General features: G+C 44.0%; 26 protein-coding genes, 1 pseudogene and 1 other annotated feature. Of the genes and pseudogenes, 19 read left to right on the plus strand and 8 right to left on the minus strand.

Annotated elements, in window-relative coordinates; all coding sequences use genetic code 11:
• On the plus strand, nt 1–586 hold a 586-nt coding region (locus RWS24_RS08850), incomplete at its 5' end, for an N-acetylmuramoyl-L-alanine amidase family protein (protein ID WP_399553775.1).
• Nucleotides 587–717: 131 nt separating this feature from the next.
• On the opposite strand, the gene RWS24_RS08855 is transcribed toward RWS24_RS08850, so the two are convergent.
• Nucleotides 718–1959, minus strand: a complete 1242-nt coding sequence (locus RWS24_RS08855; protein WP_314366799.1) for a transporter — start codon at nt 1957–1959, stop codon at nt 718–720.
• A gap of 348 nt (nt 1960–2307) precedes the next feature.
• Entirely contained in the window at nt 2308–3177 is an 870-nt protein-coding gene (locus RWS24_RS08860) for an XRE family transcriptional regulator (RefSeq protein ID WP_314366800.1), read from the minus strand.
• Between the two features lie 98 nt (nt 3178–3275).
• Here RWS24_RS08860 and RWS24_RS08865 point away from each other — a divergent pair, with 98 nt between their 5' ends.
• Entirely contained in the window at nt 3276–3806 is a 531-nt protein-coding gene (locus tag RWS24_RS08865) for a DUF177 domain-containing protein (protein ID WP_314366801.1), read from the plus strand.
• 278 nt (nt 3807–4084) lie between these two features.
• Here RWS24_RS08865 and RWS24_RS08870 read toward each other — a convergent pair whose 3' ends face one another.
• From RWS24_RS08870 to RWS24_RS08885, 4 genes are read right to left on the minus strand one after another with little or no spacing between them, the layout of a single operon-like run.
• Entirely contained in the window at nt 4085–4378 is a 294-nt protein-coding gene (locus RWS24_RS08870; RefSeq protein ID WP_314366802.1) for a DUF5960 family protein, read from the minus strand.
• Nucleotides 4356–4730 carry a hypothetical protein gene (locus RWS24_RS08875; RefSeq protein ID WP_314366803.1) on the minus strand — a complete coding sequence of 125 codons (375 nt, stop codon included), beginning with the start codon at nt 4728–4730 and terminating at the stop codon, nt 4356–4358. Before RWS24_RS08875 ends, RWS24_RS08870 begins: the two co-directional genes overlap by 23 nt.
• On the minus strand, nt 4727–6142 hold the full coding sequence (locus RWS24_RS08880; protein ID WP_314366804.1) for a Y-family DNA polymerase: 1416 nt from the start codon (nt 6140–6142) through the stop codon (nt 4727–4729). Before RWS24_RS08880 ends, RWS24_RS08875 begins: the two co-directional genes overlap by 4 nt.
• Before the next feature lie 3 nt (nt 6143–6145).
• Nucleotides 6146–6823 (minus strand): XRE family transcriptional regulator, encoded by a 678-nt coding sequence (locus RWS24_RS08885; RefSeq protein ID WP_314366805.1) that lies wholly within the window; start codon nt 6821–6823, stop codon nt 6146–6148.
• Nucleotides 6824–6965: 142 nt separating this feature from the next.
• Here RWS24_RS08885 and RWS24_RS08890 point away from each other — a divergent pair, with 142 nt between their 5' ends.
• From RWS24_RS08890 to trpA, 15 genes are all read left to right on the plus strand, one after another.
• Nucleotides 6966–7454 carry a YcxB family protein gene (locus RWS24_RS08890; protein ID WP_314366806.1) on the plus strand — a complete coding sequence of 163 codons (489 nt, stop codon included), beginning with the start codon at nt 6966–6968 and terminating at the stop codon, nt 7452–7454.
• Nucleotides 7455–7524: 70 nt separating this feature from the next.
• Nucleotides 7525–8073: a 16S rRNA (guanine(966)-N(2))-methyltransferase RsmD gene (gene rsmD, locus RWS24_RS08895; protein WP_314366807.1), complete on the plus strand. Its 549-nt coding sequence runs from the start codon at nt 7525–7527 to the stop codon at nt 8071–8073.
• Complete coding sequence (coaD, locus tag RWS24_RS08900; protein WP_004187932.1) at nt 8063–8557, plus strand: pantetheine-phosphate adenylyltransferase; 495 nt, start codon at nt 8063–8065, stop codon at nt 8555–8557. Before rsmD ends, coaD begins: the two co-directional genes overlap by 11 nt.
• Nucleotides 8544–9587, plus strand: a complete 1044-nt coding sequence (locus tag RWS24_RS08905) for a SepM family pheromone-processing serine protease (RefSeq protein ID WP_314366808.1) — start codon at nt 8544–8546, stop codon at nt 9585–9587. Before coaD ends, RWS24_RS08905 begins: the two co-directional genes overlap by 14 nt.
• A gap of 329 nt (nt 9588–9916) precedes the next feature.
• Nucleotides 9917–10498: a YutD-like domain-containing protein gene (locus RWS24_RS08910; RefSeq protein ID WP_314366809.1), complete on the plus strand. Its 582-nt coding sequence runs from the start codon at nt 9917–9919 to the stop codon at nt 10496–10498.
• Nucleotides 10495–11583 carry a 23S rRNA (adenine(2503)-C(2))-methyltransferase RlmN gene (gene rlmN, locus RWS24_RS08915; RefSeq protein WP_314366810.1) on the plus strand — a complete coding sequence of 363 codons (1089 nt, stop codon included), beginning with the start codon at nt 10495–10497 and terminating at the stop codon, nt 11581–11583. The genes RWS24_RS08910 and rlmN overlap by 4 nt, the downstream gene beginning before the upstream one ends.
• Nucleotides 11570–12109 (plus strand): VanZ family protein, encoded by a 540-nt coding sequence (locus RWS24_RS08920; RefSeq protein WP_314366811.1) that lies wholly within the window; start codon nt 11570–11572, stop codon nt 12107–12109. Before rlmN ends, RWS24_RS08920 begins: the two co-directional genes overlap by 14 nt.
• A 69-nt stretch (nt 12110–12178) precedes the next feature.
• Nucleotides 12179–12414 (plus strand) — a binding site (T-box leader).
• Nucleotides 12415–12476: 62 nt separating this feature from the next.
• The gene (trpB, locus tag RWS24_RS08925) at nt 12477–13658 is read left to right on the plus strand and encodes a tryptophan synthase subunit beta (protein WP_314366812.1); all 1182 of its coding nucleotides are present in this window, start codon (nt 12477–12479) and stop codon (nt 13656–13658) included.
• A gap of 404 nt (nt 13659–14062) precedes the next feature.
• On the plus strand, nt 14063–15421 hold the full coding sequence (gene trpE, locus RWS24_RS08930; RefSeq protein ID WP_314366813.1) for an anthranilate synthase component I: 1359 nt from the start codon (nt 14063–14065) through the stop codon (nt 15419–15421).
• Nucleotides 15418–15981, plus strand: a complete 564-nt coding sequence (locus RWS24_RS08935) for an aminodeoxychorismate/anthranilate synthase component II (RefSeq protein WP_314366814.1) — start codon at nt 15418–15420, stop codon at nt 15979–15981. Before trpE ends, RWS24_RS08935 begins: the two co-directional genes overlap by 4 nt.
• 10 nt (nt 15982–15991) lie before the next feature.
• Entirely contained in the window at nt 15992–16996 is a 1005-nt protein-coding gene (trpD, locus tag RWS24_RS08940; RefSeq protein ID WP_314366815.1) for an anthranilate phosphoribosyltransferase, read from the plus strand.
• Nucleotides 16993–17760: an indole-3-glycerol phosphate synthase TrpC gene (trpC, locus tag RWS24_RS08945; RefSeq protein ID WP_314366816.1), complete on the plus strand. Its 768-nt coding sequence runs from the start codon at nt 16993–16995 to the stop codon at nt 17758–17760. The genes trpD and trpC overlap by 4 nt, the downstream gene beginning before the upstream one ends.
• Nucleotides 17747–18334: a phosphoribosylanthranilate isomerase gene (locus RWS24_RS08950; protein ID WP_314366817.1), complete on the plus strand. Its 588-nt coding sequence runs from the start codon at nt 17747–17749 to the stop codon at nt 18332–18334. Before trpC ends, RWS24_RS08950 begins: the two co-directional genes overlap by 14 nt.
• The gene (gene trpB, locus RWS24_RS08955) at nt 18324–19547 is read left to right on the plus strand and encodes a tryptophan synthase subunit beta (RefSeq protein ID WP_314366818.1); all 1224 of its coding nucleotides are present in this window, start codon (nt 18324–18326) and stop codon (nt 19545–19547) included. Before RWS24_RS08950 ends, trpB (RWS24_RS08955) begins: the two co-directional genes overlap by 11 nt.
• Nucleotides 19540–20319: a tryptophan synthase subunit alpha gene (gene trpA / locus RWS24_RS08960; RefSeq protein WP_314366819.1), complete on the plus strand. Its 780-nt coding sequence runs from the start codon at nt 19540–19542 to the stop codon at nt 20317–20319. The genes trpB (RWS24_RS08955) and trpA overlap by 8 nt, the downstream gene beginning before the upstream one ends.
• A 205-nt stretch (nt 20320–20524) precedes the next feature.
• Here the strand turns inward: trpA and RWS24_RS08970 are convergent.
• Nucleotides 20525–21422: pseudogene (locus RWS24_RS08970) on the minus strand (helix-turn-helix transcriptional regulator).
• A 78-nt stretch (nt 21423–21500) separates the two neighbouring features.
• Here RWS24_RS08970 and RWS24_RS08975 point away from each other — a divergent pair.
• The gene (locus RWS24_RS08975; protein WP_011836639.1) at nt 21501–21950 is read left to right on the plus strand and encodes an effector binding domain-containing protein; all 450 of its coding nucleotides are present in this window, start codon (nt 21501–21503) and stop codon (nt 21948–21950) included.
• Here RWS24_RS08975 and RWS24_RS08980 read toward each other — a convergent pair.
• A complete protein-coding gene (locus RWS24_RS08980) occupies nt 21944–22606 on the minus strand; it encodes a prepilin peptidase (protein ID WP_314366820.1) in 663 nt (220 codons plus the stop codon). The two genes, RWS24_RS08975 and RWS24_RS08980, sit on opposite strands and share 7 nt — an antisense overlap.
• Nucleotides 22607–22772: 166 nt before the next feature.
• Between RWS24_RS08980 and RWS24_RS08985 the strand changes: the two genes are divergently transcribed.
• A partial coding sequence (locus RWS24_RS08985; RefSeq protein WP_049542173.1) for a ferritin-like domain-containing protein occupies nt 22773–23002 on the plus strand: 230 nt, incomplete at its 3' end.

Below are 23002 nucleotides of genomic sequence, written 5' to 3' on the forward strand. Positions count from 1 at the left end.
GATTGGCCAACAAACACTTTACTTTGACCAAGATGGCAAGCAAGTCAAAGGTAAAGTAGTAACTCTGGCTGATAAATCTATCCGTTACTTCGATGCTAATTCAGGAGAAATGGCAGTCGGCAAGTTTGCAGAAGGTGCCAAGAACGAATGGTATTACTTTGATCAGTCTGGTAAAGCAGTGACAGGTCTTCAGAAGATTGGCCAACAAACACTTTACTTTGACCAAGATGGCAAGCAAGTCAAAGGTAAAATCGTGACACTTGCAGACAAGAGTATCCGTTACTTCGATGCCAACTCCGGTGAAATGGTAGCCAACAAGTTTGTTGAAGGTGCCAAGAACGAATGGTATTACTTCGATCAGACTGGTAAAGCAGTGACTGGTTTGCAGCAGATTGGCCAACAAACCCTTTTCTTCGACCAAAATGGCAAGCAAGTCAAAGGTAAGGTTGTCTATGTCAATGGTGCTAACCGTTACTTTGATGCCAATTCAGGTGAAATGGCGCGCAATAAATGGATTCAGCTGGAAGATGGAAGCTGGATGTACTTTGACCGCAATGGTAGAGGCAGACGCTTCGGCTGGAATTAAAAGCAATAGAATAGGCTAAATGAAACTTAATCTTTAGCTTTCTAATAGACAAAAACGATAACTTCTTATTTGGAAGTTATCGTTTTTTGCTGTCTTCTGGGAGAATAAATTTAGAAACAAGATTGAAGCTATCATCTTTCATTAACATCTTTCTTTTTCTCAATAGATAGGAGCAGAGCAATCACACCTATAAAGCTGAAGATGAGCCAGCTAGCGTTCATATTCCAGAGGGCTAGACTGCTGAAGACCATAGTTCCTAGAGGAACGGAGAAAGAAAAGAGCAGATTCAGAAAGCTGGAAGTCTGAGCGAGAACATCAGAAGACAACTTGCTCAGTAAGAGGGTGTTGATTTTGGGGTTTATCTTGCCGGAAATATAAGCTAGTAAAAATCCAAAAGCAATGCCGACGAAAACAGGCAGATGCAAGAAGTTGCTGACAGCAAGCAGAATCATGGTAAGAGCAGCCCAGAGGGTTAGTTGATTTAGAGAGAGACGGCTAAAGTAATCGTTGGGAGTCAGGCTGGCGATGACCATGGCTAGGACAAGAGCCGTCTGAAGAACCAAGAGCGACTGGCTAAAGGACAGCTGGAAGATAGGGTTGTCCAGCAAGTAGAGATTATAAAGAGCTATAAGAGAACCTGCCATAGCGTTGACGACTAGGATTTGAGCCAGCAGTTTGAGAAAATTGTTAGAACCATCCTGCTCAAAGATCAGCTTGGACGATGTGTACATTTTCTTCAATTCTTCTTTCAGAGGAGCTTTTTTCTCAGAAATTACGACGGGGTCATGGGTCAATCGGCGGCGGACTAGGTAGAGGATGGTGGAGGATAGAAGAAAGGTCAAAGCGTTAACCAAAGCAACTAGGAAAAAGTCTTTCTGGCTGACGGTTAGGAGCCAAACTCCCAAAGCTTGTCCGGCCAGGCTGCAAAGAAAGCTGATAAGCTGGGTAAAAGAGAAAGCTTCCATAAGGTCTTTCTCTGAAACATTCTTTTTTAAAATCGGCATTTGGAGACCGCTCCGATAATCGCTGATGATATCTGAAAGAATATTCATCAAGCAGACGGCTGAAAAGGCTAGATAAGAGCTGGAGCGAGTCATGAAGGCAACAAGGACAAAGAGCAGGGCTTGCAGATAACCAAAATGAATCAGCCAACGAGCCTTATGAGCGGTCTTGTCAGCTTTGATGCCGGCAAAGATAGTAAAGAATGTCGGAACTAGAACGATAAAATTAGCCACAGCAATGGCAAACTTGGGATTGGGCATGCTGGAAGCAAATACCACAAAAACGATATTGAAAATAGAAGCTCCCAAGGTGTTGAAGATCCGGGAAAGGCTGAGTGAGGCATAGACCCCATTTTTAAAGAATAATTTCATCGTAGACTCCTTTTCTAAACGACAAGAGTGTATAAAAGCTGACTGGGCACATCTGTAATCTAGCTTTTTTTCTCTTTCTGATGACCATTATAGACCGTTTAAAGCCAAAAACAAGGGCTTTTCGGCAACTGGTTAGGTATCATAAGTAAGTGGTAAAATTCTGAAAGTGACTTGCGCTAGCTCTTTCTGTTTTTAGTATAAAATAGAAAATCTAAGCCACAGGAAATGTTGCATATATTCAACGTTTTTTTGAGTGTAATTGTTAAAATGAGTAATTTGGAGTGTATTTTGCATCAAAAAAACCACTTCCCAACTCAACATCGCTGAGTTTAAAAGTGGAGATTTGCATTATTTACTATATTTTTGAAAAGCGGTATCAAGGGCTTCTTGATAGTAGTTGGCGCTATGTGGGCAGTTCAAGATTCGGAAAATATCGACAGCTTGCTTCATTTGAGTGATTCCCTCTTCTGTTTGCCCTTTCAAACATCTGAGCTCGCCCTGAGCAAAGAGATAGACAATTCGGAAGTATATCTCATTTTCTTCGTAAAAGTGTCGCTCAATGACTTGTTGGAAATAGTCTGCCTGGGTGATGTTTTCCTGACCGATGGCCAGAAGATAACCATTAAGAAAAGTAGTGTGCAGGGTGTTGCGATTGTTGGCAAACAAGGCTGCGAAATCCTTTCTTGAGAGGATTTCTTTGGTGTATTGGGAAAACAAGTTTAGAGATAAAACCGGAGTGCAGACAGAGAATAGATTGAGTTCGTAGCGCCCCCAAATATCAACTGAAAAGAGGTAATCATGCAGGAAATCCAGCTCTTCTTGGCTAGCCTTTTCAGACTCCTTGAGGGCACAGAGATAGGCCTTTACAATCAGGCATTCAACCCAATCGCTAGCGCTCTTACTTTTTCGCGTGATTTTTTCTTTTTCCAGATAAAGTTCTTCTAAGAGGTTAAGCTGATTGGCTTGCAACAGGTCTTGGATTTGGCTTAAGAGTTCCTTGTGAGAGTGATGGTTCTGGATGCCGGCTGCAAGGGTAAATTCTTCGGTTTCCGTGTGGATGGCGCTGAGAGCGCTAAAAAGTTTCTGTGCCGAAAGTTCGCTCTGCCCATTTTCAAAGCGAGAGAGCATAGATTTTGAAAATTCTCCGCCAGTCGCCTCGGATAAAGAGATATGCCTAGCCTCGCGAAAAAATCTAAAAACCTGTCCTAGATGTTCCATTGTCTTCCCTCCTTGCAATTTATTATAACAAAATAATTTTCAATAACAGCGGAGCGCCCAAACATGATATAATAAAAGAAAAAAACAAAGAGGAACTTATGTTGCATATTCAAGAAATTCGGAAGAATCCAGATGGACTAGCCTTTGAGAAAAAGCTGGACTTGGCAGAGGAGTTAAAAGAGCGCAATCCTGAGATTTTAGATGTTCAGGATATTGTAGCCAAAGGCAAGGTTCAATATGAAGACGGTCTCTATTTTCTGGATTATGACCTGTCTTATACTATTACTTTAACGTCTAGTCGCAGTATGGAGCCAGTGGAACTCAAGGAGTCTTATCTAGTCAACGAAATTTTCATGGAAGAAGGACAGACCGCATCGCAGGATATGATTGATCAGGACTTGGTGCTGCCGATTGAAAATGGCGAGATTAATGTATCCGAGAGTGTAGCTGATAATATCCTGATGAATATCCCGCTGAAAATCCTAACAGCTGAGGAAGAAGCCGGTCAAGGCTTTCTGTCTGGGCAAGATTGGCAGGTCATGACGGAAGAAGAATTCGCTGCAGCCCAGGTAGCTCAAAAAGAGAAGAACAATCCTTTCGCCGGTTTGCAAGGACTTTTTGATGAATAATTCTTGTAAAAATCTTGAAACAGTTAAAAAAGACAAATTGCCATGACTTGCACCCCAAAAGTTAGACAGAAAATCTAACGATTGGGGTGTTTTTAATCTGAAATTAAGTTATACAAATAAACTAGGTATATAACCTAAAAAGAATGGCGTTTCTCAGGTTCGAATATAGCTGGCTCAAATCTTTAATATTATTCCCTGGTTTAAAGCAAGAAAGAATTGAGAAAATTCTAGTAGATGGCCAGCTCCATACAATAAGCTCCCAGACTTAGTTTGGGAGCTCATTGATTTATATCTTCTGTTTGGCCTTGATAGTGGTAAATGCAGAGTCGGTTTGCTTGGTCTGGGCGACTGACGGTAAAGTGGAAGTAATGGTCCTTCTTGTCCAAACTTTTGGTCTTGGAAAGTTTGAAATGAGTGACCTGGCGGCTGGCCATGTGGAGTAGGATGTCATCTTCCATGACCATCAGAGGCTGGGGAAGATTGGAAAATTGATAAAAATCCTCTTGAAATTGATAGTAATTCTGGGAAAAATAATCAAATTGAAGTTCCTCATGTAGATTCTGAGTAGTCATCTGTGCCTCCTGAAGCTTGTATCGAAAGAATCTGATGAATAGCAAGGCCTTTGTAATAGTCGCCTTCCTGCAGAAGGATCTGCTTGCAGTCTAGATGAAAGACGGTAGCAGTAATGTCGGTCAGCTTTCCCTGATTAAGAAAGGTGATTCGTATGGGAATTTGCTGGCTGTAAGCTTGATTGAGCAAGTAGAATTTCTCCTGTCTGTCAAGCTGGGCCAGGCGACTGATATCTAGTTCTTTTTTGGCTAGAGCAGTGCTATGCTCAGAGAGGAAAAAGCCTGCCCACTTAGCCATACCCCGATCCTGAAAGTCACGAGCCGACTGATAAGGGAGATAAGAGCGGTCGGTCATGATAAGCCCTCCAACCCTCCAGCAGAATGGCCACCGGTTAGCTTACTTCGAGCAATAGCACGGGAGGAGTCCAGCAAGGCATTTCCTTTAAGCAGAGAGGTAAAACCGAAGCGATCTCTGATGTGGTCAATCGTCAGCTGGAGCTCCTCTTCTTTTTGAATTTGCAGAGGATCATCAAAGAGAGAAATCAGACCATATCCCTGATCGACAAAGTCACTGTAAAAAACGCCAATCTGTCGAATAGCCCCGCCCTGATATTTGGAACGAAAAAGCTGAACTACGATTTGAGCCAGTCGATCGCTGTTATTGGTAGGCTCAATTTTTTTCTGTGTATGAATGGAAGGCAGGCGCTCCTGTTTGGAATAGCGGGCATAGATGGAGACACGCTGGCATTTCTTACCAGACCGTCTGAGCCGAATGGCGACCTGCTCAGCCATTTCTCGGAAAACCAGCTCAATCTCTGCCTGTCGTCTATAATCTCGTGGAAGAATTTGTGAATTCCCTAGGCCATGTGACTTGACTTGATAAGGCTTGTGAACATTGCTTTCATCAATGCCGTGAGCGTGAAACCAAAGCTGCAGACCCATGACTCCAATTTCTTTTTTGAGAATATCGGGGTTAAAGTGAGCCAAATCATAAATGGAGTGGATGCCTAGCTTCTTAAGACGGGTGGCCGTTCGGTGGCCGATGCCCCAAAAATCTGTCATTGTCGGAATAGTCCAGACCTTACTTGGAACATCCTCATAGGACCAGTTGACCCGCATCTTTTTTGTGTGTTTCGCTTCAATATCCAAGGCTAACTTGGCGAGAAGAGGATTGGCGTTGCTCAGGCCGATAGAGGCATAAATCCCAGTCTTCTTCCAGATAGCCTGTTGAATGCGGGCAGCCAGCAGGTCTAGTTTGGTCCTGCGGTCCAGTGTCTGATCGGGAATGAAGTAGTTGATAGAGCTTGTCAAATCTAAGAAGCCCTCATCAATTGAGTAGGGGAAAATATCATCGGGAGCCGCAAAATCCTGGAAAATCTTTTGGATTTCCATGTTTTTCTGGATGTAGTAGTTCATCCGAGGGGGGACCAGTAGGGTCTTTTGGGCAGCGTCTTCGATAAAACGCACATAATCTGCTGTAATAGGCAGTCCCTGCTTGCGGGCAGCAGCAAAGTTGAACTTACGGGTGTGGACATCAAAAGGAAGATTATAGCTTCGGCTGACATTCTGGCTGCCGAAATTTTTTTTAAAAAGAGGGGTGGCGGCTAGTATCAGTCCAGCAGAATTTTCAATTCGGCTCATGACACAGAGCGAGGTTTTTAAAGGGTCAAGGCCGAGGGCAATGCATTCGCAAGAGGCATAAAAACTTTTCATATCCACAAAAGCGATGTCTGAACGAGGCTCGCGTGAATAATCAAATAGGACCATAACTTACACCTCAATCGGCAGAAAATGTCCGACTACGATACCAACAATGCTAGGCTGGTCTTCATAAGGAGCAAAGAGATCCTCGTAGTCAGGATTGATAGATTCTAAGCGTAGGCCTTCGGCTTCGCGGTAGACTTTTTTGATATAGGTCTTGCCATTCCACATAAGAGCATAGACTGCCCCATCGTAGTCAAATCCTGTCTGTTTCATAAGGGCAACAGAACCATTGGGATACTTGGGCTCCATCGAATCCCCAGAGACCCAGGATGCAAAATCGTGCTGGATATCTTGATTAAAGTAGACAGTTTCGTAGTCTGTTTCATTGTCATAATAACTGTGACCGCGACCTGCAGCCAACTCAACGGATAGAACTTTATAGGCTGTAAGAGATCTGACTTTACGCTGTCTCTCTAGGAGCCGACTAGCGAGCTGGTCTACTTCTTTTTTATGTGGTGGAGTTAGTAAAGGGTAGATGTAGAGCGCACTGGTCTCATCCACAAAGTAGTTCTCCTGGACCTTGAGACAGGTGGCCAACCTCCTGAGATTTTTTGCATGGGGCTCTGCTAGGCCATTTTCCCAAGCTGAGTAAGTCTTTCGAGAGATGCCTAGCTCTTGGTAAATGGAAGACTGTGTCAGATTGAGCTCCAGCCGGCGTTTTTTTAATTTTTCATGAGAAAACATATTGCACCTTCTATGTAACGTTTTAAAAGTTACATATAGTATACCAGATGAAATTGAGAAAAGCAAGTTCTTTATTGAGTATTTTCATTCCGAGCAAGAATGTGGTAAACTGTAGGAAAGAATCTAGCTTGGAGGTAGAGAGATGTTTCCTATGACAGCAAAAACGATCATGACAGAAGAAGCCTACCGCCGTTTCGCTTGGACCAACTTTTGGTATAAAAAGAATGGCATCTTTTCACTGATTCTCCCTGAGATAGCAGTGCTGATATGCAGCGCAATCTATTTTTTTATCGGAGAACCTTTGAAAGGCGTAGCTTTTCTTGTTATTGTGGCTGTACTTCCTTTTCTTTACTACCTGTCTATGAATCGACATATTAAAAAGTTTTATAGAGGCAACCCTCTCTGGCATGATTTGGAGCAGGAATTTAACTTCTATGAGACGGACTTTCGTGTCGTTAATCGGAATAACAATGCCAGATTTGACTATCAAGATATTGTGGCAATTCTGGATAAGCCGGAGAGCTTTTACATTATGGTTGGCCGGTCAATGGGGTTAATCTTGGATAAGGCAGACTGTCAGCCTGAATTAATTGATTTTTTACTAAAACTAAAAGAAAACAGAAGTCTCTAATTTTGGGGGACTTCTGTTTTTTATCTGTCCAGTTTTCAAAAAATTGGCCTCTTGTGCGATGTGTGTTATAATGTTTTTTATGAGAGTTGTTGCAGGTAAATACGGGGGCAGGCCCCTCAAGACTTTGGATGGCAAGACGACTAGGCCTACGACCGATAAGGTTAAGGGGGCGATTTTTAATATGATTGGTCCCTATTTTGATGGCGGTCGGGTGCTGGATCTTTATGCTGGGAGCGGGAGTTTGGCTATTGAAGCTCTTTCGCGAGGTATGGAGACAGCTGTCTTAGTCGAAAAGGATCGCAGAGCTCAGGCTATCATTTCAGAAAATATTCAGATGACCAAGGATCCGGAACGTTTTGACTTGCTCAAGATGGAGTCTGGCCGAGTCTTGGAAATATTGACGGGAGCTTTTGACTTGGTTCTCTTAGATCCGCCTTATGCCAAGGAGCAGATTGTGGAGGACCTTGAGAAGCTGGAGGAGCGTCGGCTCTTGAGTCAAGATGTTCTGGTAGTCTGTGAGACAGACAAGGAAGTAGAGCTGCCGGAGGAAATTGCAGGGCTGGGCATTTGGAAGCAGAAGATATATGGAATTTCAAAGGTGACGGTATATGTCAGATAAGATAGGATTATTCACAGGGTCTTTTGACCCGATGACCAAGGGCCATGTGGACCTGATTGAGCGGGCCAGCAGGCTTTTTGACAAGCTCTATGTAGGGATTTTCTATAACCGGGAAAAGTCAGGTTTTTTTACAATTGAGGCCAGAGAGCGCATGGTCAAAGAAGCTCTGCAGCATTTGGATAATGTCGAGGTCATCACTTCTCAGAATGAGCTAGCAGTGACAGTGGCCAGAAGACTGGGAGTCCAGGCCTTTGTACGTGGTCTCCGCAATAGTCAAGACCTAGACTATGAAGCCAATATGAACTTTTTCAATCATGAACTAGCAGGAGAGCTGGAGACGATTTTCTTACTCAGCAAGCCAGTCTATCAGCATATCAGTTCATCACGTATTCGTGAGCTGATTGCTTTTCAGCAGGATATCGCGGCCTATGTGCCCCAAAGTGTAATCAAAGAATTAGAAAGAATCAACAATGAAAAGAATTAAGAAGTTTATATTGCCAACGGTCATTGGCGTCACTATTGCCTTTTTTATAGCAGCTCTTTACGTTCGTCTGCCTTATTACATAGAAGTTCCTGGTGGTTCCGAGGATGTTCGTCAGGTCTTGATAGTTGATAATAAGGCCGACAAGGAAGCGGGCTCCTACAATTTTGTGACGGTCGGAGTAGAGCAGGCAACCTTTGCACATCTGGTCTATGCTTGGCTGACTCCTTTTACAGATATTTATTCCGCCAAGGATATGACCGGTGGCTCCACGAACGATGAGTTTAATCGGATCAACCAATTTTACATGGAAACATCGCAAAATATGGCCAAATATCAGGGGTTGACGACAGCTGGTAAAGAGATCAAAATGGACTATTTGGGGGTTTATGTTCTGCAGGTAGCTGATAACTCAACCTTCAAAGGAGTTCTCAATATTGCTGATACGGTAACCGGTGTCAATGACAAGACCTTTGAAAGCTCTGAGGAGCTGGTCAAGTATGTCAACTCGCAGAAGCTTGGAGATAAGGTCAAGGTGACTTTCCAAGAAGATGGTCAGGAGAAATCGGCAACCGGCAAGATTATCAAGCTAGAGAACGGCAAGAACGGGATTGGGATTAGTCTGATAGACAGGACGGAAGTCAGCAGTAATATTCCAATTACATTTTCAACTGAGGGTATTGGCGGTCCTAGTGCTGGTCTTATGTTCAGTCTAGCCATTTATACCCAGTTGGCTGATCCGACCCTTCGTGACGGCCGCGATATTGCAGGGACCGGCAGCATCAGCCGTGAAGGTGAAGTTGGCGAAATCGGCGGAATCGATAAGAAAGTCGTTTCAGCAGCCCAAAGCGGAGCAGATATCTTCTTTGCACCGAACAATGAACTTACAGAGGAAGAGAAGAAGCTTTCGCCTAATGGGAAGAACAACTACCAAACGGCTCTGGAGACAGCCAAGAAGATTAAAACGGATATGAAAATTGTTCCAGTTAAAACGCTGCAGGACGCCATTGACTATCTGAAAAAGAACAAGTAAGGAGTCTGGGCAAAAAGTCCAGACTTTTGAGTCTAAATTAGAAAAAATAGATGACGCAGTGGTTGATTGGCATCTTACTTCGCTTTTTAAGCTCCAAAGATGACCTAATCAACTGCGCGGGGGTGGGAAGACGAACTTTTTAACTTGTTTGAAGTTCTTTCCCACTCCCTTTTCTTATGAAACAGACAAAATCAGTTGGTCTTCTCTGCTTTAAATCGTCTGACTTTTTTCAGAAAGGTATTTTTGATGAAAAGTCCGCGAAATACTGGCTGATTTATGATAAAATAAAGTGTTGTAGATAAACTATCCAAGATTGTTAAAGGAAGAGTATGCGTAAAGATATTTCACCTGAATTGTATAATTATAATAAATTCCCAGGACCAGAGTTTAAACAGATTGATAGCAAGATTGTTGCAGAAAAATTCGAGTTTGAATTGATTGAGAACTATAAGGAAGGCTTTGACTTGACTGCCTTTCATCAGCGCTTTTCAGAAATTCTCACCAAGTTTGACTATATTGTCGGTGACTGGGGCAACGAGCAGCTGCGCCTGCGCGGTTTTTACAAGGATGAGCGGGCTAATGAAAGCGATGAGAAGATTAGCCGCTTAGAAGACTATTTGCTGGAGTACTGCAGCTACGGCTGTGCTTATTTTGTCTTGGAAAATCCAAATCCCCAGCGCGCTTCCTTTGATAAGAAATCGCATGGCAAGAAAGAGACAGAAGGTCGGTCAAAACGTTCTCGCAATAGCCGTTCAGGCAGCAACCGCAATCGTAGAAGCGATCGAGACCGAGACAGTCGTTCTAAAAGGGACAATAAGCGCTCCCGCAGCAATTCCCAGCAAGACAGGCAGAAAAAGCCAAAAGACAGCAATCGCCATTTTGTGATTCGCCAGAATAAAGGAGAAAAATGAAACCATCTATTTATAGCTTAACGCGCCAGGAAATGATTGAATGGGCGGAAGCTCAGGGAGAAAAGAAATTCCGTGCTGCCCAGATTTGGGAGTGGCTCTATCGCAAGCGGGTCCAGTCTTTTGAGGAGATGACCAATCTATCCAAGGACTTGATTGCCAAGCTAAATGATCAGTTTGTCGTCAATCCGCTTAAACAGCGCATTGTTCAGGAGTCGGCTGACGGTACGGTCAAGTACCTCTTTGAGCTGCCGGATGGTATGCTGATTGAGACGGTGCTCATGCGCCAGCACTATGGACTTTCTGTCTGTGTAACCACTCAAGTTGGCTGCAATATTGGCTGTACTTTCTGCGCCTCTGGCTTGATTAAAAAGCAACGCGATCTCAATAACGGTGAGATTGTAGCTCAGATTATGCTGGTTCAGAAGTATTTTGATGAGCGTGGTCAGGATGAGCGGGTCAGCCACATTGTGGTTATGGGAATTGGTGAGCCTTTTGACAACTATGACAATGTGCTCAAGTTTGTCTGGACGGTCAATGATGACAAAGGTTTGGCTATCGGTGCCCGCCATATCACGGTTTCAACCTCAGGATTGGCTCATAAGATTCGTGACTTTGCCAACGAGGGTGTGCAGGTCAATCTAGCTGTATCCCTCCATGCCCCCAATAATGATTTGCGGACTAGCATCATGCGGATTAACCGGTCCTTCCCTATCGAAAAGCTTTTTGCAGCTATCGAATACTATATTGAGACGACCAACCGTCGGGTGACCTTTGAGTACATTATGCTCAATGAAGTCAATGACGGAGTAGAGCAAGCCAAGGAACTGGCTGAGCTGCTCAAGAACATTAAGAAGCTATCTTATGTCAATCTCATTCCTTACAACCCCGTTAGCGAACACGACCAATACAGCCGCAGTCCCAAAGAGCGCGTGATGGCCTTCTACGATACCCTCAAGAAAAACGGAGTCAACTGCGTGGTTCGTCAGGAACATGGAACGGATATTGATGCAGCCTGTGGCCAGCTGCGTTCTAATACCATGAAGCGTGATCGCGAGAAAGCATTGGTAGAAAATGTTCAGCCTTAAGAACTATCTGACTTCAGACGGTGAGCTGACTGCTAAGGGACGGAAATTGCTGATAGGGGGAAGTTGGCTCTATTTCTTGATGCTTTGCATTCTGTGCTTTATTCCTCAAGTTCCAGAGCCGGGAATGGAAACGCCAGGAATCCAGTATTTTGGTCGAATAGTGGTTTTGTTAATCCCTTTTAATTCCTTTGTCAATATTGGAGAGATCACTTCTTGGATTCAGCTGGTCAAGGTCTTTATCCAAAATCTAGCCAATATCTTTCTGCTATCGCCCTTAATTTTTCAATTGCTTTGGCTCTTTCCGAAATTGCGGAAGACCAAGAAGGTTGTATGGCTGAGCTTTGGGATGAGTCTGTCTATCGAAGTGACTCAGATTCTGCTGGATCTTCTTATCAACGCTAATCGAGTTTTTGAGATTGATGATCTCTGGACCAATACTTTGGGTGGTTATCTGGCTTGGCGGGCATTTCAGCTTGGTCAGAAAATCTGGAAAAATCGTCAAGACGACGCTTTCAAAAGAGATTAGCGAGAGAAAGGTTCGGATTTAGGAGAAAAAATTAAATTTTTTCTTGACAAGAAAAAGGGAAAGGCCTATAATAAAATAAATCATCAGAAAAGTAATAATTTTTTCTACTTTCAGGGAGCCTGTGGTTGGTGGAAACAGGCAGTGGAAGATTATGAAGTGGGCTGATGGAAAAAATGAATTTGAAGCAATAAAAATTCGGTGAGCACACCTTACAGTGCAGCTTGTTGTTAGACAAGATAGAGATATGGAGGCAGTTTATACTTTGCTCCATAATTGAGGTGGCACCGCGATTTTACGCCCTCACACAGAGTTTTTTCTGTGTGTGGGCTTTTGTTTTGGTTGAAAATAAAGAAATGAGGAAATCAAGATGACAGAAACTAAAGGATATTTTGGACAATTTGGCGGCTCCTTTGTACCAGAGCCTATCCAAGCCTTACTGGATGAATTGGAAGCTACTTTTGAGAAATATAAGGAAGACTCAGAATTTTTGAATGAATACCGGCATTATTTGGCGGATTATTCAGGTCGGGAAACCCCGCTCTACTTTGCAGAAAGTCTGACCCGGCATCTGGGCGGAGCTAAGATTTATCTGAAGCGGGAAGATCTCAATCATCTGGGCTCGCATAAGCTCAATAATGTTTTGGGGCAGATTCTTCTAGCTAAGCGCATGGGCAAGACCCGAGTCATTGCTGAAACGGGAGCTGGTCAGCATGGTGTAGCAACTGCGGCGGCAGCAGCTAAGTTTGGTATGAAGTGCGATGTCTACATGGGTGCAGAGGATGTAGAGCGCCAGCGCCTCAATGTCTTCCGCATGGAAATGATGGGTGCGACTGTTCACGCTGTGGAAACAGGCACCAAAACCCTCAAGGATGCTGTGGATGCAGCCTTTGGAGCTTGGATGAGTGATTTGGAAGCCTTCTATGTTTTGGGTTCGGCTGTCGGTCCTCACCCCTATCCGACCATTGTCCATGAGTTCCAAAAGGTGATTAGTGAAGAATCTCGTCGGCAGATTTTGGACAAGGAAGGCCGCTTGCCGGACTATGTCATTGCCTGCGTAGGCGGTGGTTCCAATGCTATCGGCGCCTTCTCTCAGTATGTGGCGGATGAAGAAGTTAAGTTAGTGGGAGTTGAAGCAGCCGGGCGTGGACTTGACACAGACCAGCATGCAGCGACTATGACCAAGGGAAGTGTCGGAGTAGTGGACGGTATGAAGACCTACGCTGTCTTTGCTGAAGATGGTCAGGTGGCGCCGGTTTACTCCATTTCAGCAGGCTTGGACTATCCTGGAGTTGGTCCCGAACATGCTTTCTTTAAAGATTCTGGTCGAGTAGAATACGTGGCCGCGACAGATGATGAAGCTGTGGATGCCTTGCTTCTCTTGACACAAAAGGAAGGAATTTTGCCAGCAATCGAAAGCTCTCATGCCATTGCTGAAGCCATCAAGCGAGCTCCGCAATTGTCATCTGACCAAATCATCATTATCAATGTATCTGGTCGCGGAGACAAGGATGTGGCAGCCATTGCCGACTATCTAGAAAAACGAAAATAAAATACCCAGCAGAAGAGTAGTAACATCCCTCCTTTCAGAGAGTCTGTGGTTGCTGTAAACAGGCAGGAGAAGTTATGAATTGGGCTGCTGGAGACAAAATTTTGTCCTTTAGTTGAACTTTTATTACTTTGTTAGCTTACTTTGCCATGAGCCAGTATGCTGCCTTCTACTAAAAGGGATCTAAATGACTGTAAATAGGTAAATGAGATGTGGAGCCTGAAAACTCCATAACTGAGGTGGCACCGCGATGACACGCCCTCACAGGATGAACTGTGCGGGCGTTTTTCTGTAGTTCTGGAGCAAGTTATGACAGTGAACAGGTGCTATCTGTTCTTGTGAAATGCGGTCATGGCTAGCAAATTGCTCCTACCTAAACGCTTCTGATTTGAATAGAAAGAAACATTATGCAAAAGATTTTACCAGCTGATATTTTATCGCCGATTCTAGCTTATATGCGGATTCAGGGCGACCACAAGGTGATTTTGGAAAGTATTCCGAGAGATAGCGAGACAGCTCGCTTTTCTATCCTAGCTTATAATCCAGTCTTTGAAGTCCGCTATGAAAATGGCCAGTTAACAAAGAACTGGCAAGTAATTGAGGCAGACCCATTGGACTATCTGCATGAGTTAGCAGTAAAGAAAGATCATCATTCAGACCTGCCTTTTGGTGGTGGAGCCATCGGCTTTGTCGGTTACGATATGATTTCCCTCTATGAAGAGATTGGCCAGATTCCAGCTGATGTGATTGGGACGCCGGATATGCACTTTTTCGTCTATGAAAGTTATATGGTTTTTGACCATAAAAAAGACAAGGTCTATATCCTTGAGGAGGCGCTCTACAGTAATAGAAGCGAAGCTGATTTGGCTGCTAGTCTGGAGCATATCATGGCTGAGCTAGCGCAGCCTGCGGCAGATGAATTTTCACCGCTGGAACTGTCCAGTTTGAACTTCCAGAGTCATATCGAGCAGACAGCTTTTGAAAAAATGGTGGAAGAAGCGCGTAGCTTGATTCGGCAGGGAGACATGTTTCAATGTGTGCTCAGTCAGCGTTTTTCAGCAGAGTATTCTGGTAGGCCACTGGATTACTATCGCAATCTGCGTGTGACCAATCCTTCCAACTATCTCTACTTTTATGATTTCGGGGATTATCAGATCATCGGAGCCAGCCCAGAAAGTCTGGTCTCTGTCAAGCAGGGGCAGGTTACGACCAATCCTATTGCTGGGACCAGACCGCGCGGGCAGGATGAAATAGAAGATAAAGCCTTGGCGAAGGAGTTGCTGGCTGACGAGAAGGAAGTGGCGGAACACCGCATGTTAGTTGATTTGGGGCGTAATGATATTGGTAAAATTGCCCAGAATAACAGCGTGGAAGTCACTAAGTACATGGAAGTAGAGTATTTCCGCTATGTCATGCACCTGACCAGTGTGGTTCGTGGTCAGCTTCTGCCTCAACTGACAGCTATGGATGCACTCAAGTCCACCCTGCCTGCCGGTACCGTCTCGGGCGCGCCTAAGATTCGAGCCATGAAACGGATTTATGAGCTGGAGCAGGAAAAGCGTGGCGTTTATGCGGGGGCTATCGGCTATCTGTCTGCGACAGGGGATATGGATTTTGCCATTGCTATACGCACTATGGTTTTGAAAAATAGCAGAGCTTACGTTCAAGCTGGAGCGGGTATTGTTTATGACTCGATCCCTGCTAATGAATACCAAGAAACCATCAACAAGGCCAAATCAATGACCAAGATAGGAGAGATGCAATGATTTTATTAATTGATAATTATGATTCTTTTACTTACAATCTAGCCCAGTATATTGGAAATTTCGCAGAAGTTAAAGTCTTGCGAAATGATGATGTAGGGCTTTATCAAGCGGCAGAAGAAGCGGATGCTTTGGTGCTGTCTCCGGGTCCAGGCTGGCCAGCAGATGCAGGACGGATGGAAGAGCTTATCCGCGATTTTGCTGGTAAAAAGCCGATTTTGGGGATTTGCTTGGGGCATCAAGCCATTGCAGAAGTATTTGGCGGAAAGCTAGGTTTGGCTCCCAAGGTCATGCATGGCAAGCAAAGTATTCTGCGCTTTGAGGGCAAATCTCCTATCTATCAAGGGATAGAAGATGGACAGCCGGTCATGCGCTATCATTCGATTTTGATTGAGGAGATGCCAGAGGATTTTCAAGTGACGGCTCGGGCAGCTGATGACAACTCGATTATGGCTATCCAGCACAAGAGTCTGCCTATTTATGGTTTTCAGTATCATCCAGAAAGTATTGGCACGCCGGACGGCTTGTCGTCTATCAAGAATTTCATCGATTTAGTAAAATAAAGGAGGATGTATGAAAGAGATAATTGCAAAATTAGCTGATTTTAAGGATTTAAGCAGCGCTGAGATGACAGATGTGATTGAGCGTATTGTCACTGGACGGGTGACAGAGTCTCAAATTGTAGCTTTCTTGCTGGGGCTTAAGATGAAGGGGGAGACGATTGAGGAACGAACTGCTTTGGCTCAGGTAATGCGAGGCCACGCTAAGCAGATTCCGACCACTATTCGCACTGCCATGGACAATTGCGGTACGGGCGGGGACAAGTCTTTCAGCTTCAATATTTCGACTACAACAGCTTTTGTACTGGCAGGTGGCGGGATTAAGATGGCTAAGCACGGCAATCGCTCCATTTCTTCTAAGTCAGGATCAGCTGATGTGTTAGAAGCTCTGGGTATCAATCTAGACTTGGACGCTACTAGCTTGGGCAAGATTTTTGAGCAGACAGGTATCGTCTTTCTCTTTGCAAAGAACATGCATCCAGCTATGAAATACATCATGCCAGCTCGTCTTAGTCTTGGTATTCCCACTATCATGAACTTAACCGGTCCGCTTATCCATCCCATGAGTCTAGAAACTCAGCTTTTGGGGACTAGCCGACCAGATATGCTAGAGAGTACGGCAGAGGTCTTGAAAAATATGGGCCGTAAGCGTGCAGTAGTCGTGTCGGGGCCGGATGGTCTTGATGAGGCGGGTCTTCATGGTCGTACCCAGTATGCTCTGCTGGAAAATGGGCAAATCAGCCTGCACGGCTTTCTGCCGTCAGATATTGGCATGGAAGAAATACCTCTTGAAGCGATTCGTGGAGGCAATGCCAAGGAAAATGCAGAAATTCTGCTATCTGTCCTGCAAAATCAAGCCAGCCCCTATCTGGAAACGACAGTTCTGAATGCTGGATTGGGCTTCTATGCTAATGGGAAATCAGACAGCATAGAAGAAGGAATAGCTTTGGCCCGCCAGGTGATTGCTAGTGGCGCAGCCTATGAAAAACTCAAGCAACTACAGGAGTATCAAAAATGAGCAAAGAATTTCTCCCGACCATTCTAAAGCAAAAAGAGCAGGAAGTGGCGGCTATGTCCTATGAAGAGCTGCAGCCCCTGCGCTCGACCTATTCTCTCTATGAGTATCTCAAAAGCAAGTCCCAAGAGCTGCAGCTGATTGCTGAGGTTAAAAAAGCCAGTCCCAGTCTGGGAGATATTAATCTCGGTGTGGATATTGTGGAGCAGGCTCGCACCTATGAACGATGCGGTGCAGCTATGATTTCGGTCCTGACAGATAAGATTTTCTTCAAAGGACATCTGGATTACCTGAGAGAGATTTCCAGTCAAGTGACCATTCCGACCCTCAATAAGGACTTTATCATTGATGAAAAGCAGATTGTTCGCGCCCGCAATGCAGGAGCGACAGTTATTCTCTTGATTGTGGCCGCCTTGCCTGAAAAGCGTCTGCAAGAACTCTATGATTTTGCGACAGGTTTAGGCTTGGAAGTTCTGGTCGAAACCCATAATCTGGCGGAGCTGGAAATTGCCCATAGAATAGGAGCTCGGATTATCGGTGTCAATAACCGCAATTTAGTCACTTTTGAGACAGATATCAATACAAGTCTTCAGCTATCTGCCCATTTCAAAGATGACAGGGTTTACGTATCTGAGTCCGCTATTTTCAGCAAGGAAGATGCTGAGCTAGTAGCTCCTTATTTCCATGCGGTTTTAGTCGGAACAGCCCTGATGCAGGCAGAGGATGTAGCAGAAAAAATCAAGGAACTGAAAATTGACAAAGGTTAAGATTTGCGGCTTATCAACGGCCAGCGCTGTGGAAACGGCATGCCAGGCTGGTGCGGATTACATTGGATTTGTCTTTGCTGAGAGCCGTCGGAGGGTCAGTTTGGAGCAAGCTCAGAAGCTAGCTGCCTTGGTGCCGCCTGCTGTCCGAAAGGTAGGAGTTTTCGTCTCTCCGGGCTTGGCAGAGCTGCAGGAAGCTATTTCAGTGGCAAATCTGGATTTGGTGCAGATTCATGGCGATTTTAATGAAGATCTTCTGACTGAGATTGGCCGGCCGGTTATTCGAGCTTATCAGGTCAAGGGAGCGTTAAAAGATGTCAGCCAACAAGCGCACTACCTGCTCTTTGATGCACCTCTTGCTGGTAGTGGCCAGACCTTTGATTGGCAATCTTTTGACAAGAATCAAATCCACCAGCCCTTCTTTATCGCCGGTGGTTTGAATGCAGGAAATGTCCGAGAAGCGATTCAGCACTTCGCTCCTTACGCAGTTGATGTCTCAAGCGGGGTCGAGACTGACGGCCAGAAGGACTTAGAAAAGATAACAGAATTTATAGAAAGAGTGAAAGATGGCATATAATCAACCCAATCAAGAAGGATTTTACGGTGAGTTTGGCGGACGCTTTGTTCCTGAAACGCTGATGACAGCAGTTTTGGAACTGGACAAAGCCTACCGTGAGAGTAAAAAAGACCTAGCCTTTCAGGCAGAGCTGGATGAGTTGCTGAAGCAGTATGTAGGGCGGGAGAATCCTCTCTATTTTGCTAAAAATCTGACAGCCTATGCTGGCGGTGCTAAGATTTATCTGAAGCGGGAAGACCTCAACCATACCGGTGCCCATAAAATCAATAACGCCCTAGGGCAGGTCCTGCTAGCTAAGAGAATGGGCAAGAAGAAAATCATTGCAGAGACTGGTGCGGGTCAGCATGGAGTAGCTACAGCCACTGCTGCAGCCCTTTTCAACATGGACTGTACTATCTACATGGGCGAAGAAGATGTCAAGCGCCAAGCCCTCAATGTCTTTCGGATGGAACTTCTTGGAGCCAAGGTGGAGTCTGTGACCGATGGCTCTCGAGTCCTCAAAGATGCGGTCAATGCAGCTTTACGAGCTTGGGTGGCTCAGGTCGATGATACTCACTATATTATGGGGTCGGCCTTGGGACCTCATCCCTTCCCAGAGATTGTCCGCGACTATCAGAGCGTGATTGGGCGTGAGGCCAAGCGCCAGTTTGCTGAGCAAAATGCAGGTGCCTTACCGGATGCTTTAGTCGCCTGCGTTGGCGGTGGTTCCAATGCTATTGGGCTCTTTTATCCCTTTGTAGACGATGGCTCAGTTGCTATGTATGGAACAGAAGCAGCTGGGCGGGGCGTGGATACAGATGAACATGCTGCGACCTTAACCAAGGGCCGCCCGGGGGTTTTACACGGTGCCTTGATGGATGTCTTGCAGGATGAGCAAGGGCAGATTCTGGAAGCTTTCTCTATCTCTGCCGGGTTGGACTATCCAGGCATCGGTCCCGAACATTCTCATTTTAATGCTATCCAGCGCGCCACTTATGTTCCAGTAACGGATGAAGAAGCCTTGGAAGCCTTTCAGCTCCTGTCTCGTATCGAAGGGATTATCCCTGCTCTAGAGTCTAGCCATGCTATTGCTTACGCAGTTAAGCTGGCTAAGGAGTTGGGACCAGATAAATCAATGATTGTCTGCCTATCCGGCCGTGGTGACAAGGATGTCGTTCAGGTAAAGGAACGCTTGGAAAGTGAAGCTGCTCAAAAAGGAGGTGCCCATGACTAAAACACTCACTCAGCATTTAGAAGCCATCAAAAAAGCAGGTAAGGGAATTTTCCTTCCATATATCATGGCTGGTGATCATGAGAAAGGTTTGACAGGATTACCAGAAACCATCTCATTTTTGGAAAACTTGGGCGTGTCAGCCATTGAAATCGGCCTGCCATTTTCAGACCCTGTTGCAGATGGGCCGGTTATTGAAGAAGCCGGTCTGAGAAGTCTGGGTCACCATACTTCGGCCAAGTCTTTAATCGCAAGCTTGCAGAAGTTGGACACTCAGCTGCCTCTCATCATCATGACCTACTTCAATCCTATCTTCCAGTACGGTCTCAAAGATTTTATCAAGGATTTGGCTACAACACCGGTTAAAGGATTGATTATTCCGGATCTGCCCTACGAGCATAGGGACTTTATCCTGCCTCTGCTGGAAGATTCAGATATCGCTCTAGTTCCTTTAGTGAGCCTTACGACTGGACTAGAACGTCAGCAGGAGTTGATCAAGGAAGCTGAAGGTTTTATCTATGCTGTAGCCATCAACGGTGTGACAGGTAAGAGCGGAAGCTACCGCAATGATTTGGACCAGCATTTGAGCAAGCTTCGTTCTATTGCAGAGATTCCAGTACTGACGGGCTTTGGCGTTTCAACTTTAGAGGATGTTGACCGCTTCAATCAAGTCTCAGACGGAGTCATTGTCGGATCCAAGATTGTCAAAGCTCTTCATGAAAAGGACGCCAGTATAGCAGCCTTTATCCAAGAAGCAGCAGCTTATAAGAAATAAGAACCACAGCACCAAACAAAAGACAAGGTACAAATGCCAGCCTGTCTTTTTTCTTTTTAAAGCAGAAGCAGGCGAGGCCAGAGAAGCTAGCGATTTGGATAAGAACTAGAGCCTGACCCATGTTCTTGAATTTTATCACCATAAAAAAGTAAGTTTCGTATAATTCATTTTTAAGAAATGTTTGATTTTTGATGTTGATTGAATATTAGTTTGGATATTGCTTATGAATGGTATCTATATAGCTGGTGAAATGTTTCAAGAAATGCTTAGGAGATATAACAGTGATGTATTTTCCAAAAGCAAGCAAGGTATTGTATCCCCAATCATTGTCGTTTAAAGGATAAGTAATCTCGTAAATATTGCTATTAATAGGTTTTATGGCATTATAGCCTAAGAGTTCCACAAATCGATCAAGGACAATTTTCTGGACATGTAGGATGACAGGTACTTTGTTTTCATTCATCCATGTACCACCATCATAGGGAAGTGGTGTAAAATGTCTTTTTGAAAAAGTATCAGAGAGAGTAAGTTCACTAATTCTAGCAACTTTAAAAACAGAAAAACGCGCTTTATCAGTATCGTAGGCATCCATATACCAACTCCGGTCCTTATAGACAATACGGTAAGGCTCACAATTTTTTTGACTCACCAGTCCTTGTGAATTAATATAGGAAAATTTTATTTTTACTCTACCTCTGATAGCTTCCAATAACTTAAAAATCAAAGTTCGTATTTCCAAGTTCCCTTGAGATAGAGACAAATCAATTTCGAAATCAGAGTATGTATTGGTAGCATTTAATTTCAATATAGCATTGAAAGTAGAGGCATCTTCCAATACTTGATAGCGACTTTTTAAACCGGATTCGATTGAAAGTCGTTCGGATTGAGTCAAGGGAGGTTTATCAGTTTGAAAGTCTTCCATAAGAAAAATTCCTCCGTTTTTTCCTTTCATTACATAGAGAGGAATTCCTGCAAGAGATAAATCATCAATATCTCTCATAATAGTTCGTGCTGACTTTAAAAAGTTCTGATAGTTCTTTAGCTGTTGTTTTTCGTTGATTTACTAAATGAGAAATGATTCCCATTTGACGGTCAATTTTCATGATTTTCTCCTTAAATATGACAGATAGATGTCATATTACTTTTGTTATGATTATACCATAAAGAAAGGAGTTCATATAATGAAACATCAAACCAAACCATCGTTTACCCTGATTGGCAGGAGTATTTTGATAGAAGGAACTACGGTTCATGAACAGCACTATTCTAAAGAGAAGACAGCGTTCTACGCTCAGTTATTTAAAGAAGGAATGCTGGGGAAATTGATGCCCCATTCTCTAGACAAAAAAGGCTATGCTTTGATTGTTCCTCATAAAGATGGTATTCAATACTACGCAGGAGTTGCGGCAAAGAATGCTGTGGCAGACTACGAAAGCATTCTCGTCCCAGAGAAAGATTATTTAGTAAGTTCAGCCAGTGGTGATAAATCAAGACTCCTGTTTGACCAATTGGAGGATAACTTTTTTGAGGAAGAAAGCAGTTCCCTTTACCAAGATGGAATTATCTTAGAAATACTTTTAAACGGGAATCCTATGGATGCAGAAGTTGAGCTTTGGGTTCCAGTTCAGTAAAAGAGTAGGGATTTATAAGAAATAATCACCACCACACCAAACAAAAGACAAGGCACAAAAGCCAGCCTGTCTTTTTTCTTTTTAAAGCAGAAGCAGGCGAGGCCAGAGAAGCTAGCGATTTGGATAAGAATGAGAATTTCCGTCAGACTTAAAATGGCTGAGCAGGAAGCAAGAAATAGAAAGTCTCCAGCGCCAATACGAAGATTATAAAAGGAGGCTAGAAGTCCTAGGGTTAAAAAGAAGAACATGAGAGGATTGACACTTGTTACCATCATCAGCGAAAGCTGAAAAAACAGCCAGACCATCAAAGGGTATTGCTGCTCTCTTTGATCGTAGATGGCTAGGATCAAGCCCATAGTGAGCAGTAGAAGTTGACTGATGGAAATCGTACCAAGCGAAGTTGCCAGAAAAAGACTGCCTAATATAAATTCAAAAAATAAATAGCGTAAGGGAATCTTGTCTCCACAGAAGCGGCAACGAAGACGGTTCATGACTTGAGAAAAAATAGGAATCAAATCACGCGGTGCCAATCTTTTCCCGCAGGCATTGCAATGGCTAGCGGGAGTGATGATAGACTGCTCTGGGAAGCGGTCGATAACCAAGCCTAGGAATGAGGCAAAGACGGTACCAACAAGAAAAAAGTATAGATGAATCATACTTATTTATTCGTAATTTTAAACAGAAAAATTCTGAAATTTTGCAACTTTTCTAATAAAGTCTTTTTTTGAATCTTTTGTCTTGACTTTCTTATTTAGAAACATTATAATTAAACCATAATCTAAAAAGATTAGAATCATTATAAATAAAAACGAGGTAAATACAATGACACAAGTAAAAAATGGTGCAGCAACTGACGTAGCAACTTTCAGCAATCAAAAGGCTTTGCCAAAGACTAAGGCTATTCTTAATCAAGTAGTGGCAGACCTTTATACAGCTCATATCGCTCTTCACCAAGTTCACTGGTATATGCGTGGCGCAGGCTTCATGGTTTGGCATCCAAAAATGGATGAATACATGGAAACTTTGGATACAACTTTGGATGAAGTTAGCGA

Origin of the sequence: uncultured Streptococcus sp. (assembly GCF_963528215.1) — a bacterium.
Taxonomy (GTDB): domain Bacteria; phylum Bacillota; class Bacilli; order Lactobacillales; family Streptococcaceae; genus Streptococcus.

Bases quoted from the DNA above. Each gene is read 5' to 3' on its own strand.
- RWS24_RS08855 (WP_314366799.1), bottom strand. From the start codon at position 1,959: ATGAAATTATTCTTTAAAAATGGGGTCTATGCCTCACTCAGCCTTTCC.
- RWS24_RS08860 (WP_314366800.1), bottom strand. From the start codon at position 3,177: ATGGAACATCTAGGACAGGTTTTTAGATTTTTTCGCGAGGCTAGGCAT.
- RWS24_RS08865 (WP_314366801.1), top strand. From the start codon at position 3,276: ATGTTGCATATTCAAGAAATTCGGAAGAATCCAGATGGACTAGCCTTT.
- RWS24_RS08870 (WP_314366802.1), bottom strand. From the start codon at position 4,378: ATGACTACTCAGAATCTACATGAGGAACTTCAATTTGATTATTTTTCC.
- RWS24_RS08875 (WP_314366803.1), bottom strand. From the start codon at position 4,730: ATGACCGACCGCTCTTATCTCCCTTATCAGTCGGCTCGTGACTTTCAG.
- RWS24_RS08880 (WP_314366804.1), bottom strand. From the start codon at position 6,142: ATGGTCCTATTTGATTATTCACGCGAGCCTCGTTCAGACATCGCTTTT.
- RWS24_RS08885 (WP_314366805.1), bottom strand. From the start codon at position 6,823: ATGTTTTCTCATGAAAAATTAAAAAAACGCCGGCTGGAGCTCAATCTG.
- RWS24_RS08890 (WP_314366806.1), top strand. From the start codon at position 6,966: ATGTTTCCTATGACAGCAAAAACGATCATGACAGAAGAAGCCTACCGC.
- rsmD (WP_314366807.1), top strand. From the start codon at position 7,525: ATGTTTTTTATGAGAGTTGTTGCAGGTAAATACGGGGGCAGGCCCCTC.
- coaD (WP_004187932.1), top strand. From the start codon at position 8,063: ATGTCAGATAAGATAGGATTATTCACAGGGTCTTTTGACCCGATGACC.
- RWS24_RS08905 (WP_314366808.1), top strand. From the start codon at position 8,544: ATGAAAAGAATTAAGAAGTTTATATTGCCAACGGTCATTGGCGTCACT.
- RWS24_RS08910 (WP_314366809.1), top strand. From the start codon at position 9,917: ATGCGTAAAGATATTTCACCTGAATTGTATAATTATAATAAATTCCCA.
- rlmN (WP_314366810.1), top strand. From the start codon at position 10,495: ATGAAACCATCTATTTATAGCTTAACGCGCCAGGAAATGATTGAATGG.
- RWS24_RS08920 (WP_314366811.1), top strand. From the start codon at position 11,570: ATGTTCAGCCTTAAGAACTATCTGACTTCAGACGGTGAGCTGACTGCT.
- trpB (WP_314366812.1), top strand. From the start codon at position 12,477: ATGACAGAAACTAAAGGATATTTTGGACAATTTGGCGGCTCCTTTGTA.
- trpE (WP_314366813.1), top strand. From the start codon at position 14,063: ATGCAAAAGATTTTACCAGCTGATATTTTATCGCCGATTCTAGCTTAT.
- RWS24_RS08935 (WP_314366814.1), top strand. From the start codon at position 15,418: ATGATTTTATTAATTGATAATTATGATTCTTTTACTTACAATCTAGCC.
- trpD (WP_314366815.1), top strand. From the start codon at position 15,992: ATGAAAGAGATAATTGCAAAATTAGCTGATTTTAAGGATTTAAGCAGC.
- trpC (WP_314366816.1), top strand. From the start codon at position 16,993: ATGAGCAAAGAATTTCTCCCGACCATTCTAAAGCAAAAAGAGCAGGAA.
- trpB (WP_314366818.1), top strand. From the start codon at position 18,324: ATGGCATATAATCAACCCAATCAAGAAGGATTTTACGGTGAGTTTGGC.
- trpA (WP_314366819.1), top strand. From the start codon at position 19,540: ATGACTAAAACACTCACTCAGCATTTAGAAGCCATCAAAAAAGCAGGT.
- RWS24_RS08975 (WP_011836639.1), top strand. From the start codon at position 21,501: ATGAAACATCAAACCAAACCATCGTTTACCCTGATTGGCAGGAGTATT.
- RWS24_RS08980 (WP_314366820.1), bottom strand. From the start codon at position 22,606: ATGATTCATCTATACTTTTTTCTTGTTGGTACCGTCTTTGCCTCATTC.